The organism is Streptomyces sp. NPDC052023, from assembly GCF_044548465.1.
GTDB lineage: Bacteria > Actinomycetota > Actinomycetes > Streptomycetales > Streptomycetaceae > Streptomyces.
This window is the reverse complement of the sequence record NZ_JBIUBW010000001.1, coordinates 584,050-597,465: the sequence shown is the minus strand read 5'-3', so window position 1 is coordinate 597,465 and position 13,416 is coordinate 584,050. Positions and strand designations below refer to the sequence as shown.

Genomic DNA, 13,416 nt, shown 5'->3' with positions numbered 1-13,416 from the left:
TATTTCGGACGTGGTTCGGGGCAGTGGGTGTGCTGAGGATCAGGCGCGGGACGGCGTGGCGGGCTGTCCCGCCACGCCGCCACGGCGGCCGTCGGGGCGCCCCCGCACCGGCGTACGGGGCCAGGGGGCTCAGGGGCGGAGCAGCACCTTGCCTACCTTCGGGTCGCCGGACCCGACCAGCTCGATGGCGTGCGAGAACTCGGTGAGGGGGAGTTCGTGGGTGACCAGCGGCGCCGGGTCCAGCAGCCCGGCGGCGAACATCCGCACCGCGTGCGCCCAGGCGTCCGGCGGCGCCCCGAACACGGTCTGCACCTGGAGCTGCCGTACCACCAGGTCCGTCGGGTCCAGGCCGTCGGCGCCCGGCGCCGGGATGCCCGTCAGCACCAGCCGGCCGCCGCGGCGCAGCAGCGCGGCGGCGCCATTGGCGGCGTCGGCGGACCCGGCCGCCTCGATCACCACGTCGAATCCGCCGGACAGGGGCTCGTCGCCGGTACGGAAGCCGGTGGCGCCGAACTCCCGGGCCAGGGCGGCGCGGTCCTCGCGGGCGCCGACGACCAGCAGCTCGGCCGGGGAGACGGCCCGCAGGAACTGCACGGCGAACATGCCGAGGGTGCCGGTGCCGACGACGGCGACCCGCTCGCCCGGTTTCGCGTCGGCCTTCAGGGCCGCGGCGGCGACACAGGCCGCCGGCTCCAGCAGGGCCGCCGCCGTCAGGTCGGCGTCGTCCGGCAGGACGTGCAGCAGGCGGGCCGGCAGGGTGAGGGTGGGGGCCATGGCGCCGGGCCGGGTGAAGCCGGTCTCCTCGTACCCGTCCGTGCACAGCGTGGTCTCGCCGGCGTGGCAGCGGTCGCACACCTGGCAGTTGCGGAAGCCCTCGCCGACCACCTTGCGGCCGGCCAGCGACGCGGGGACGCCGGGGCCGGTCACGGTGACCGTCCCGGACCACTCGTGACCGGGGACGAGCGGATAACGGACGTATCCCTCGGGCCGGTTGCCCTGGTAGACCTCGCGGTCGCTGCCGCAGATGCCGACGGCGTGCACCCTCACCTGCGCCTCGCCCGGACCCGGCGGGCGGGGCGTGTGCGGGGCGAGCCGGTGCGTCCCGGGCGCCTCGACGACTACGGCCGTGCTCACCGCGTCGCCCCGGGCTTGCGCTGCTCCCAGCCCTCGGCCCACAGGTCGAAACGGGCCTGCTGCTGCGGGAACTCGGCGGCCGCGTCAGTGTCCAGCTCGACGCCCAGTCCGGGGGCGTCGCAGAGATGGAAGCAGCCGTCCTCCGGGTTCACCTGCGGCGCGCCCTTGACGACCTTCTTGATCTCCGCGTCCGCGAAGTCGTTGAAGTGTTCCAGGATCTTGAAGTTGGGGGAGGTGAAGCCGACCTGGAGCGAGGCGGCGGTGAGGACGGAGCCGCCCACGTTGTGCGGCGCGACCAGCATGTAGTGGGTCTCGGCGGTGGCGGCGAGCTTGCGGGTCTCCCAGATGCCGCCGATGTGGCCGACGTCCGGCTGGACGATGTCGGCGGCCTGGCTCTCGAACAGCTCGCGGAACTCGATGCGGTCGTGGATCCGCTCGCCGGTGGCCACGGGCATGTCCACCTTGGCGGCGACCTTCTCCAGGGCCTTGAGGTTCTCCGGCGGGACCGGCTCCTCCAGCCAGGCCGGCCGGAAGGGCGCCAGTTCGTGGGCGAGCCGGACGGCGGTGGCGGGGGAGAAGCGGCCGTGCATCTCCAGCATCAGCTCGGCCTCGGGGCCGATGGCGTCCCGGACCGCCTCGATGAGGGAGACGGCGTAGAGGGTCTGCCGGTGGTCCAGCTCGTAGTGCCCGGTCCCGAACGGATCGATCTTCAGCGCCCGGTAGCCGCGCGCGATGACCTCCTGGGCGGCCTTGTGGTAGGCCTCGGGTGTGCGCTCCGTGGTGTACCAGCCGTTGGCGTACGCCTTCACCTTGTCGGTGACCTTGCCGCCCAGGAGCTGCCACACCGGTACGCCGAGGGCCTTGCCCTTGATGTCCCAGCAGGCCATCTCGATGACCGCGATGCCGGACATCACGATCTCGCCGGCCCGCCCGTAGTCGCCGTACTTCATACGGCGCACCAGATCTTCCACGGCGAACGGGTCCGAGCCGAGGACGTGGTTGCCCTCGGCCTCCCTCAGGTAGCCGAGCAGGGCGTCGGTGTGGCCCAGCATCCGGGTCTCCCCGACGCCCGTGATCCCCTCGTCGGTGTGCACCTGGACGTAGGTCAGGTTGCGCCACGGCGTCCCGACCACGTGCGTGCTGATTCCGGTGATGCGCACGGCAGTTGCCCCTTGTGAAGGTCGGCTATGTTCGATATTTCGTCACTCGTTCGAAATGCTGGCGTGACAGTAAGGAGGGGGCGGGCCGGGTGTCAATGGGGCGGGCCGGTAACGGTTTCGAGACTTTCGATGGCCTGTTTCGTGATGATGCGAGCGGGTTGCTCTCCAGTCGACGCGCCGGAAGAAACCGTTCCGCACAGAACCTTCACAGCGACGCCTATGAACGTTACCGATCAAAAACTTAACCTTCCCGCGTCATGGACTACTGCCACCCGTGCCGACGGCACCTGAACGGCGCGCTCGCGTGCCCGGGGTGCGGCACACCGGTCGAACAGCTCCGCGCCTACGCGGAGGAAACCGTCGTGCGTACCGTCGTACGGACGGATGTGCGCACGGACGTCGTCACGGTGGTGCGGGCCGCGGACCCCGACGAGCCGTACGACGCCGACGACAACGATGCCGACGACGCCGGCGACGACCGCCCCGGGCGGGAGTCCAGGCGCCGTCAGCCGAACGTCAGCCGTCGCGACCGCAAGGCCGCGGCCCACCGGCGCCGGCGCCGCCGCACCTTGCTGATCGCGGCGGGCTTCCTGCTGGCCGCCGGCGCGCTCAGCCTCGCCGAACTCGGCCTGGACGCCCCCGGTTCCGCCCCGAACCCGGCCGCGGCCGGGGACGCCTCGGCGGACGGCGGCGCGGAGGTCGAGTCGGAGGAGTCGACCGGCCCGCTGACCGACCCCTCCACCGGCGCCATACCGGGCACGGCCACGTCCTCCGCCGACGCCTCCACGTCACCCTCCCCGTCCAAGTCCGCCAAGGACAAGGACAAGAAGGACGACAAGGAGTCGGCGAGCCCGTCGGAGGAGGGCGGCTCGTCCCCGACGGATCCGGCTCCCGCCCCGTCGGCCTCCGCCCCGGCGCCCCCACCCGCGCCGGACCCGACGCCGACCCCCACGGCGGACCCACCGTCCTCGGACCCGGCCCCACAACCATCACCCTCGGAAACCTGCGACCGCTTCCTGTGGTGGTGCACGTAGCCCGGAACGCCACCCGGCCCGCCGGGGACGGCGGTTGCCCCAACCGTGTGGGACCCGGCGCCGGCGGCGTCACCCGCGCCGCACCTGCCCCGCGGGGGACGGTGCGGCGGCGGTGATGCGGACGGGCGGCCGGGGCGTTGGGACCCGGCCGGTCGTCACCCTCCGAGACGTGCCACCGGCGGCTGTGGTGGTGCGTCCAGTTCCGGCGTGGTCCGGTCGGTGCCCGCCTCCTTCGCCCACGTCTCCAGCAGATCCGTGAACTCGGACGCCCGCTCGCCCCAGTCGAGCTCCGCCACGGCCGCCGCCCGGCCGCGCGCGGCGGTGTCCAGGCGCAGCCGCGCGTCGGTGCGCAGCCGCCGTACCGCCTCCGCGGTTGCCGCCGGGTCGCCGTAGGGGACGACGAGGCCGCAGCGGTGCCGCTTCACCAGGGCCGACGCCAGCGGGTTCGGCGTGGTCACGACGGGGACGCCGTGGGCCATGTACTCGACGACCTTGGTCGGCCGCGAATGGCGGTAGTTGGGCTGGTCGTGGAGGAGGGACAGCCCCGCCGTCGCGCCGGAGAGCAGGGCCAGCGCACGGTCGTTGGGCAGGTAGCCGTGCCAGCTCAAAACGCCCTCGCGGTCGGCCTCGGTCAGCGCGCCGCGCACGTCCACGTCCGCCGCGCCGATGGCGTCGACGCGGACGTCCGGCGCCAGCAGCCGCGCCGTCTCGATCAGGTCGAGCGCGCCGCGCGCCCGGGACAGATGCCCCAGATAGACGACCCGGTCCGGGCCGGGCGGCTCGGGCGGCGCGACCGGTACGGCGGTGAGGTTCGGGACGACGGGGTGGGGCCGCCGGAAGCGCTCCCGGTAGGCGTCCTCGGCGAGCAGCAGCCGTACATGCCGCTCGGCCAGCCGCTCCGCCGCCCGCACCGCCACCTTCAGCGGCGGCCGCAGCGCCTGCGGCACCCAGCGCTTCATCGTCAGCGCCGCCGCCGTGTCCTCGTGCACGTCCCACACGGTCACCGGGGCCCGGCCGCCGCGCCGCCACCGGCGCAGGGTGCCGGGCAACGCGAGCAGCAGCTCCGGGTCGTGCAGCAGCACCACGTCCGCCTCCGGCCCGCGCTCCGCGAGCAGGGCGCGCGCCGCGCGCAGGGCGGCCCGGCGGTCCCGGCCGGCGGCCCGGGGGAGGTCCACGCCCTCGACGCCCGGGCGCGGTGCCACCCCGCGGGCGCCGAAGGGGGCGGCGTACACGATCCGGTGGCCGCGTTCGGCCAGGGCCGCGATCTGCCGGTGCAGTATCCGCGCGTCCTCGGGATGGTGGACGACGGTGACCACGAGTATCCGCATCAGAGCAGTACCTTTCGGCTCCGCCCGGCCCGCTACAGCACCTCGACACCGGGACGGAATATCCGCCCCCGGGTGTCGAAGAGCAGACGGGCCGCGTCGGCGAGGGCGGGCAGGTCGTAGGAGGAGTGGTCCTGGAGCAGGATCGTCAGGTCGTGCCCGCTGACGGCGGCCATGGGGTCGTCGACGCGGGGGACCGGCACGCCGTCGACGGACCACTCGTCGACGTGGGGGTCGTGGAAGAAGATCTCGGCCTCCCGCTGCCGCAGCAGCCGCGCCACCGGCACGGCCGGGCTCTCCCGCTGGTCGGCGACGTCGGGCTTGTAGGTGACGCCGAGCAGCAGCACCCGGGAGCCGTGCAGCGGCCGGCCGTCGTGGTTGAGCAGGTCCTGGGCGCGGCGGACGACGTACTCGGGCATCCGCCGGTTGATCTCCTGGGCCAGCTCCACGAACCGGAACTCGTAGCCGAGCGACGAACGCACCTTGTAGGAGAGGTAGTTCGGGTCGATGGGGATGCAGTGCCCGCCGACTCCGGCGCCCGGCCGGAAGGCCTGGAAGCCGAACGGCTTGGTGCTCGCGCAGCGGATCGCGTCCCACAGGTCGACGCCCAGCTCGTGGCTGATGACGGCGAGCTCGTTGACGAGGGCGATGTTGACGTGCCGGTAGGTGTTCTCCAGCAGCTTGGCCATCTCGGCCTCGCGGGTGCCCTTCGCCTGCACGACCGCGTCGACGAGCTTGCCGTAGAAGGCGACCGCGCGGGTGGCGCACGACGCGGTGCAGCCGCCGACCACCTTGGGGGTGTCGCGCAGGCCGTGTCCGGTGTTGCCGGGGTCGATGCGCTCCGGTGAGAACGCGAGGGCGAAGTCCTGCCCGGCGCGCAGCCCGGAGATCTCCTCCAGCAGCGGTCGTACGACCTCTTCGGTGGTGCCCGGGTAGGTGGTGGACTCCAGCACGACCAGCTGTCCGCGCCGCAGCCGGCCCGCGACCGCCCGGACGGCGTCGGTGACCGCGCTCAGGTCGGGCCCGCCGTCCCCGTTGAGCGGGGTCGGCACACAGATCACCACGGTCTGGACGCGGGCGAGACAGCTGTCGTCGGTGCAGGCGCGGAAGCCGGCCGCCAGCATCCGCCGGACGTCGTCGTCGGACACGTCGTCGATGTGGGAGCGTCCGGAGTTGAGCCCGGCGGCGATCCTTGGGTTCTTGTCGAGGCCGACGACCTTCAGGCCGACCGCCGCCGCCTCCCGCGCGAGCGGCAGCCCGACGTAGCCGAGCCCGATCACCGCGAGTTCGGCGGTGCCGGCCATTTCTGATTCCCCGAGCTGTGCGTTCTTGTCCCCGAGCGGTTCGGACTGGTCGACCTGCATAGGGCTGCTCCCGTCCCGTGGGCGGACTCGGATCTGAAGTTGTGCGGTCCGGTCCGCTCCTCCGGTGAGCCGGGCGGCTCCTCAGAGACAGCCGAGGGCGCGGTACGCCTCGCGGGTCGTCGCGGCGACCCGCGTCCAGGTGCGGTCGCGTGCCACGCTCTCGCGAGCGGCCGTACCCCATTCGGACCGCTTTCGACTGTAAAGAAGGAATTCGATGGCATCTGCCCAAGCCTGTTCGGACGAGGGCGGAACCAACTGCCCGGTCGCTCCCGGCTTGACGAGTTCGCGCAGCGCGGGGAGATCGCTGGCGGCCACCGGCAGCCCGCTCGCCAGCGCCTCGACCGGCTTCAGCGGCGTCACCAGCCGGCACACCCGCGCATCCGTGCGCGGTACCGCGAACACGTCCAACACCGCGTGGAAAGAACGGACTTGGGCGTACGGAACCCGGCCGGTGAACACGGCCGTCCCGTCGTCCAGGCCCAGCCGGCCGGCCAGCCGCAGCAGCGCCGCGCGCTCGGGTCCGTCCCCCACGATCAGCAGCCGCAACGGCATCCCACGGCGCCTCAGCTCGGCACCCGCATGGAGCAATGTGCCGATTCCCTCGTGTGGAGTAAGGCTGCTGACCGTGCCGACCACGAAGTCGTCCGGCGCGATGCCGAGCCGGGCCCGCAGTGGCGCCCCGTCCGGCGGCGGCGTCAGGAACTCCTCGTCCACCGCGTTCGGCACGATCAGCACCCGCTCCTCGGGCACCCCGCGGGCCACGATCTCCGCCTTCATCGCCGCCCCCAGCGTCAGCACCAGGTCCGCCTCCCGCATGCAGTGCGTCTCCAGTTCGCGCCGGGCCCGGTACGTCGGGTCCTCGCAGGTCCGCCCCGGGGCCTGGGTCAGCCAGGTGTCCTCCAGGAAGCCGCGCACCTCGTAGACCACCGGCAGTCCGTAGGCCGCGCGCAGGGCCAGCGCCACCCGCCCGTTGCCGTGGTCGGTGGCCGGGTGCAGCACGGCGGGCCGCAGCCGCTCCACGAGCCGGCCGGCCAGCTCGGCGTTGCGGGCCAGCAGCGCCGCCTGCCCGTACGGCAGCCACGGCGGCAGCAGCCGGTGCTGCGGCACCCCGTCCACGGTCTGCACCGCACGGGCGTCCAGCACCCCCTGCGCCACCGGGAACCCGACCCGCGTCACCACATGCGGATCGAGCCCTGCGGCCAGCTGCGCCGCTGCGATCTTCTGGGTGCGCACGGTGTATCCGGCGTGCTTGAACGGCAGCCCGTTGGTGACCAGATGGAGCACCCGGCCCGGCACCGGCCGGACGGCCGCGCGGGCGGGCGGCGCGGGCACCTGTACCCCGGATGGAGCAGCGGCCGGACCGGCTGTCCGGGCCCGTCCGGCGAGCCGCAGTTCCAGCGGACGGGCCCGGCGCCGCACGGGCGACGGCAGCAGCCGTACCCCCAGCAGCGCCGCCCTCAGGGGGTCGTGGCGCAGTTCGCCCCACGCCACGGATGCGGCCAGACTGAGCGCACGGGGGATATGACGCGACATGCCGTCACGTTAGGCGGCGAGAGCGGAGAAAGTACGACATGAACGGCCGCATACTTCACGTCGTCGGCACCCGACCGAACTTCGTCAAGGCCGCCCCGGTCGTCGCCGCACTGCGCACGGCGGGCTGCGACCAGGTGCTCGTGCACACCGGCCAGCACTACGACGAACGGATGTCGGACATCTTCTTCCGGCAACTCGGGCTGCCCGAACCGGACACCGATCTCGGTGTCGGCTCCGGCAGCCACGCCCGGCAGACGGCCGACCTGCTCGTCGCCCTGGAGGGTGAGCTGACCGCCCGCGACCCCGACCTCGTCATGGTCTACGGCGACGTCAACTCCACGCTGGCGGCCGCCCTGGTCGCCGCCAAGCTGGGGATGCCGCTCGCCCATGTGGAGGCAGGCCTGCGCAGCTTCGACATGACGATGCCGGAGGAGGTGAACCGGCGCCTCGTCGACCAGCTGGCCGAGCTGCTGTTCGCCACCAGCCCGGAGGCGATCGCCCACCTCGCCCGTGAGGGCGTCGACCCCGCCCGGGTCCACCTCGTCGGCAACCCCATGATCGACACCCTGCTCACCCATGTGGACCACTTCGACCCGGCCGCCGCCCGCGCCGCGCACGGGCTGCCCGAGCGCTACGCCGTGGTCACGCTGCACCGCCCCGCCAACGTCGACGACCCCGAGGCGGCCGAGGCGGCCGCCCGTGTGCTGACCGAGGCGGCCCGGCTCCTCGACCTCGCCGTCCCCCTGCACCCGCGCGGCAGGGCGGCACTCGGCGCCGCCGGCCTCGACGGCGCACCGGGCGTCCACGTCCTCGACCCGCTGGGATACGTCGAGTTCATGAGCCTGGTGCGCGGCGCGGCCGCCGTGATCACCGACTCGGGCGGCGTCCAGGAGGAGACCACCGTGCTCGGTGTGCCCTGCCTGACCCTGCGCACCACGACCGAGCGCCCGGTCACCGTCACGCACGGCACCAACCGGCTCGTCGGCCACGCCGAACTCGTACCCGCCCTGCGCAAGGTGCTGGACGGCGGACAGCCGGCACCCGACGAGGGCCCACCGCTGTGGGACGGGCACGCCGGGCCCCGGATCGCCGCCGAGGTCGTCCGCTGGCTGGACCACCATGTCTGAACTCACCCGCGACTACTGGGACACCCGCCACCGCGAGCACGACGACCTCGCCTCCGGCGGCCACATCGGCCTGGACCGCGCGGGCAACGAGATCTTCTACGCCCAGCGGCTCGGCGCCCTGCTGCCGCTGATCGGTGACCTGGCCGACGAGTCGGCCCCCCTGTTCGTGCTCGACGCGGGCTGCGGCAAGGGGCACTTCGCCCGCGCCCTGGCCCGCTGCGGTCACCGCGTCGACGCCTTCGACACCAGCGACGAGGCCGTCGAGTACGCCGTCGCCCAGGGCGGCGGCCCGCGCTACGCGCTCGCCGCCCTGGACGAGTGGCGCAGCCCCTGGCCGTACGACGTCGTGCTCTGCGTCGACGTCCTCTTCCACGTCCTCGACGACGAGGAGTGGGCGGCCGGCCTGCGCAACCTCGCGTCGCTGGTGCGGATCACCGGGCGGCTGATCCTCACCGACGAGGACAGCGGCACCCGCCGCCCGCTCGGCGACTACATCCTGCACCGCCCGGCCGCCGAGTACGCCGCGCTGCTCGAACCCCTCGGCATGCGGCACACCCTGTTCACCCCGTACGGCTTCCGCGAGAACGAGGTCGGCTTCCACGTCTTCACGAGGACCCGCTGATGCGCCTGACCGATCTGCTCCACCCTCATCTGGACGGCGTCACCACGGTCGTGGACGCCACCGACGGCGGGCTCGATCTGGAGCCCTATCTGCACCTGCCCGGCGATGTCGCCCTGCACCAAGGCGAACGTGACATCGGCGAGAGCGAGCTGGTGATCGTGTCGTTCGGACCCGACCCGGCGCTGCACGGCACCGAGACCGACTGTCTCGCCGTCCTGCAGCGCATGCGCCCCGGCGGCCGTGGCCTGATCCTCTTCGGCCACCACGGCCCCGAACTCCCCTACCACCGGCTGCTCGACGCCCTGGTGGCGCACCGCTGCCAGGTGCTGCGCGCCGCCCCGCTCGACTACGTGCACCTGCACGCGGGAGCGGTGATCGTCCGCACCGACGAACTCCGGCCGCCGCACGACTGGTTCGGGCGGCCCGTCCCCGCGGAGGGCTTCGCCACCGCGCTGCGGATCGCCGACGAGTACGTCCTCGCCGACCTGGTCGCCCGCTCGCTGCGGGCCCGCGTGCTGGACCTGGAACGCGACGCCGAGGAGGCGGAACGCGTCCGTGGCCCGGTCCACGAGGAGGGCCTCGCCGAGCGCCTCGCCGCCGCCGTACGGGACAAGGACCAGCTGGCGGCCGCCCTGCACCGCGCGCGGGACCGCGTCGGCCTGCTGGAGGCGCGGGTGGCCATGCTGGAGGGCTCCACCTCACTGCGGGTGGGCCGGGCCCTGGTGTCGGCGGCCCGCTCACCCCGGCAGGAGGCGCCGCGACTGCCACGGGAGCTGTACGGCCTGTGGCGGGGGCGGGTGAAGTCCCGTTCCCTGTCCGCGTCCTCACGCGCGGAGCGCGAGGCGGGGCTGCGGGAGCTGTACGGGCGCTGGCGGGGACGGCTCAAGCCGGGCCCCGTCGCCCCGCCGGTCACGGCTGCCCGGGGCACGACGCGGCCCGCGCCGGCCGGTCTCCCCGCCCACGTCGCGACGCCCGACGGGCGGATGCACCTCGCCCATCGGGCGTTCGCCTCGACGCCCCGCGACCGCATGGTGATCGCCGGTGTGCTCACCGACACCACCGCCGCGGATCTCGCGGCGGACGCCGTGGTCAACCGGGCGCTGCCGCACGACGGCCGGCTGATCGTGCAGCGCTCCGACCCGGACGCCCTGGTGGTCCAGCTCAGCGCCTGCACGGGCGACGGGCCCTGGTCGCTCACCGGCACCGGACTCGCCCCGGACCTGGACCGGAAACTGGCCGAACTGCTCACCGAGACCCGGGCGGCGGGCCGCGCCTGCGTGCTCTGGCGGGACGGCCCGCTCTCCGCGGCCCCCGGCCTGACCCGGCTCGCCTGGGACGCCGTCCTCGACGCCGACGCCGGTGTGCGGCTGGCGAGTCTCGACCCGGCCGCCGCGGGCAGGCAGCGCCTGCGCGAGGCGTTCCGGGTGGACAGCACCCGGGTACGGCTGTCGCAGCTGGCCCGCCGGATCGGCGCTCCCGACCCGCTGGACCGGCGCCAGGTCTGCGTGCTGGCCGACCCACGGGACCGGGCCGGCATCGCCCGGCTCACCGAGCAGGTGCTGAGCCAGCGGCACCGGCCCGCCGAGGTCGTCGTGCCCGACCCCACCGGGCTCGACGAACTCGCCGCCGCCGGCGTCGCCGTACGCACCGGCGCGCCCCTCGCGCCCTGGGTCGCCGACTGGACGGACCTCACCGAGGACCGGCCGGACACCCTGCTGCTCGATCTGATGTGCGCCCAGGAGTACTCCGGCGCCGACGCGGTGGGCTCGACGCCCGCCGCCGACGACTACACCTTCGTCCCCGAACTGCGCCCCCTGCTGGTGCGCCGGTCGCTGCTGACCTCCGGCGCGCCGCCCGAGGCATGGGCGCGCCAGGGACACCGCCTGTTCGCCTGGTGCGGGAAGGAGCCGACATGAGCCGGACACTGAACGCGCTCGTCTACGGCGACGTTGACCTCAATCTCATCGACGGCTCAGCCGTCTGGGCCCAGTCGACGGTGCAGGCACTGTCGCGGGCCGGCTGCCGGACCCGGCTGTGCCTGAAGGCCCCCGTCGTCACCAGCCGGCTGATCGACCCGCTGGCCGGGCTGCCCGGGGTCACGGTGGTCAGCCCGCACGAGCAGCGGCTGCTGTCCGGGCTGTCCGACCGGCCGCTGTCGCCCGTGCAGGCCTCCCAGGCGCTCGTCCAGCTCGACCAGGACGAGCCCTGCGACCTGCTGGTGCTGCGCGGCCGGCGCCTGGTCGGGCGGGTGGTCGCCGACGGCCTGTTCGAGGGGCGGATCTGGGCCTACCTCACCGACATCCCGCAGTCGGCCGCCGAGATGACCGAAGGGGTGCGCGCGGAACTCACCCGGATCGCCGAAGCCTCCCAGCGGCTGCTGTGCCAGACCGAGGAGCTGCGCTGCCTGCTGGAGACATCCGTGCCGGAGGCCTGCGGCAAGTGCGTGCTCAGCCCGCCGGCCGTACCCGAGCCGGGGTTCCCGCTGCCGGAACACGAGCGCCCGCACGACCCCTTCCGGCTCGTCTACACCGGCAAGTTCGCGCCGTTGTGGAACACCCTGCCCATGACACAGCTACCGGCCCTCCTCGCCGAGCAGGGTGTCCGTGCCGAGCTGCACACCGTCGGCGACAAGATCCACGAGGATCCCTCCCGCCCGGAGTTCCAGGCCGCCATGGCGCGTGCGCTGGCCGTCACCCCGGGAGTCGAGCACCACGGCGGCCGGCCGCGCGAGGAGGCCATGCGCATCGCCGCCGACTGCGACCTGGGCCTCGGCTGGCGCGAGCCCACCCTGGACGCGAGCCTCGAACTGTCCACCAAGGTCCTGGAGTTCGGCGCGCTCGGGCTGCCCGTCGTGCTCAACCGCACCCCCGCCCACGAGGCGCTGCTCGGCGGTGACTATCCACTCTTCGTGACCGGGCACGCCGGGCTCGACGACGCCGTCGGGACCGTCGCCCGCGCCGTGCGGGAGCCCGAGGTCCGGCGGCTCGCCGCCGAGCGCTGCCGGGACGCCGCCTCCCGGTACACGCTCCGGGCGGCCGCCGAACGCTGGCGCGCCCAGCTCGGCCAGGCCTTCCCCGAGGCACCGGCCGCCGTGACCGCCCGGCCGCGGCCCCTGAGGGTCGGTGTCGCGGGTCACGACCTGAAGTTCCTCTCCAGGCTCCTCGACCACTTCCGCACCGTGCCCGGTCTCGACGTCCGCGTCGACGCCTGGCCGGCGCTCGCCCGCCACGATCCGGCCGCGAGCCGGGAACTGGCCGGGTGGGCGGACGTCGTGGTCGTCGAGTGGTGCGGTCCGGCCGCCGTCTGGTACAGCCGCCACAAGCGGAAGGACAGCAGGCTGATCGTCCGGCTGCACCGCTTCGAACTGGACGCGGAGTGGCCCGCGCAGGTCGACATCGACGCCGTCGACCAGGTGATCTGCGTCAGCTCCTACTACGCCCGCCGCACCCTGGAGGAGACCGGCTGGCCGGAGTCGAAGGTCACGGTCATCCCGAACTGGGTGGACACCGACCAGCTCGACCGCCCCAAGGCGCCGGGCGCCCGCTTCCGGCTGGGCATGATCGGCATCGCGCCCAGCCGCAAGCGCATGGACCTGGGCCTGGACGTCCTGGAGGCGCTGCGCGCCCGGGACCGCCGCTGGCACCTCTCCGTCAAGTCGAAGCCGCCGTGGGAGTACTGGTGGATCTGGAACAAGCCCGAGGAGCGCGCGCACTACGACGCCGTGCTGCGCCGGATGCAGACCTCGCCGCTGCTGGACGGGGCGGTGGTCTTCGACGACTTCGGCGCGGACGTGGCCGGCTGGCTCCGGCGCGTCGGGAACGTGCTGTCCACCAGCGACGACGAGAGCTTCCACCTGGCCCCGGCCGAGGGCATGGCCTCCGCCGCGGTCCCCGCGCTGCTGCCGTGGCCGGGGGCGGACGAGATCTACGACCGGCGGTGGATCCACCAGGACCCGCAGACGATGGCGGACGCCCTCGCCGGGCTCGGCGAGGAGGGCTGGCGGGAGGCCGGGCAACTGGCCCGCACCCAGGTGCGGGAGCAGTTCTCGCTGCGCCGGGTGGCCCGGGACTGGACGGAACTGCTGGTGTCCGGCTGATGATCCCGGCCGGGCCCGGCC

General features: G+C 73.9%; 10 protein-coding genes. 5 read left to right on the top strand and 5 right to left on the bottom strand.

The window, feature by feature from the left end:
• Positions 1 to 129: 129 nt before the first annotated feature.
• Together ACIHCM_RS02780 and ACIHCM_RS02775 are read right to left on the bottom strand one after the other, a co-directional pair.
• Positions 130 to 1,134 carry a zinc-binding dehydrogenase gene (locus ACIHCM_RS02780; protein WP_399888070.1) on the bottom strand — a complete coding sequence of 335 codons (1,005 nt, stop codon included), beginning with the start codon at positions 1,132 to 1,134 and terminating at the stop codon, positions 130 to 132.
• A complete protein-coding gene (locus ACIHCM_RS02775; RefSeq protein ID WP_399888068.1) occupies positions 1,131 to 2,294 on the bottom strand; it encodes a mandelate racemase/muconate lactonizing enzyme family protein in 1,164 nt (387 codons plus the stop codon). The genes ACIHCM_RS02780 and ACIHCM_RS02775 overlap by 4 nt, the downstream gene beginning before the upstream one ends.
• A 257-nt stretch (positions 2,295 to 2,551) precedes the next feature.
• Here ACIHCM_RS02775 and ACIHCM_RS02770 point away from each other — a divergent pair, with 257 nt between their 5' ends.
• Positions 2,552 to 3,328, top strand: a complete 777-nt coding sequence (locus ACIHCM_RS02770; RefSeq protein ID WP_399888066.1) for a hypothetical protein — start codon at positions 2,552 to 2,554, stop codon at positions 3,326 to 3,328.
• 155 nt (positions 3,329 to 3,483) lie between these two features.
• On the opposite strand, the gene ACIHCM_RS02765 is transcribed toward ACIHCM_RS02770, so the two are convergent.
• The 3 genes from ACIHCM_RS02765 to ACIHCM_RS02755 form a co-directional block, all read right to left on the bottom strand.
• Positions 3,484 to 4,656 (bottom strand): glycosyltransferase, encoded by a 1,173-nt coding sequence (locus ACIHCM_RS02765; RefSeq protein WP_399888064.1) that lies wholly within the window; start codon positions 4,654 to 4,656, stop codon positions 3,484 to 3,486.
• 32 nt (positions 4,657 to 4,688) lie between these two features.
• Positions 4,689 to 5,957, bottom strand: a complete 1,269-nt coding sequence (locus tag ACIHCM_RS02760) for a nucleotide sugar dehydrogenase (protein WP_399888713.1) — start codon at positions 5,955 to 5,957, stop codon at positions 4,689 to 4,691.
• 141 nt (positions 5,958 to 6,098) lie between these two features.
• A complete protein-coding gene (locus tag ACIHCM_RS02755; protein ID WP_399888062.1) occupies positions 6,099 to 7,550 on the bottom strand; it encodes a glycosyltransferase family 4 protein in 1,452 nt (483 codons plus the stop codon).
• A 38-nt stretch (positions 7,551 to 7,588) separates the two neighbouring features.
• Here ACIHCM_RS02755 and wecB point away from each other — a divergent pair, with 38 nt between their 5' ends.
• From wecB to ACIHCM_RS02735, 4 genes are read left to right on the top strand one after another with little or no spacing between them, the layout of a single operon-like run.
• Positions 7,589 to 8,677, top strand: coding sequence for a non-hydrolyzing UDP-N-acetylglucosamine 2-epimerase (wecB, locus tag ACIHCM_RS02750; protein WP_399888060.1), 1,089 nt, complete (start codon positions 7,589 to 7,591; stop codon positions 8,675 to 8,677).
• Complete coding sequence (locus tag ACIHCM_RS02745; protein ID WP_399888058.1) at positions 8,670 to 9,299, top strand: class I SAM-dependent methyltransferase; 630 nt, start codon at positions 8,670 to 8,672, stop codon at positions 9,297 to 9,299. The genes wecB and ACIHCM_RS02745 overlap by 8 nt, the downstream gene beginning before the upstream one ends.
• Complete coding sequence (locus ACIHCM_RS02740) at positions 9,299 to 11,215, top strand: hypothetical protein (protein WP_399888056.1); 1,917 nt, start codon at positions 9,299 to 9,301, stop codon at positions 11,213 to 11,215. The genes ACIHCM_RS02745 and ACIHCM_RS02740 overlap by 1 nt, the downstream gene beginning before the upstream one ends.
• Positions 11,212 to 13,395, top strand: a complete 2,184-nt coding sequence (locus tag ACIHCM_RS02735; RefSeq protein ID WP_399888054.1) for a glycosyltransferase — start codon at positions 11,212 to 11,214, stop codon at positions 13,393 to 13,395. The genes ACIHCM_RS02740 and ACIHCM_RS02735 overlap by 4 nt, the downstream gene beginning before the upstream one ends.
• Positions 13,396 to 13,416: the final 21 nt, after the last annotated feature.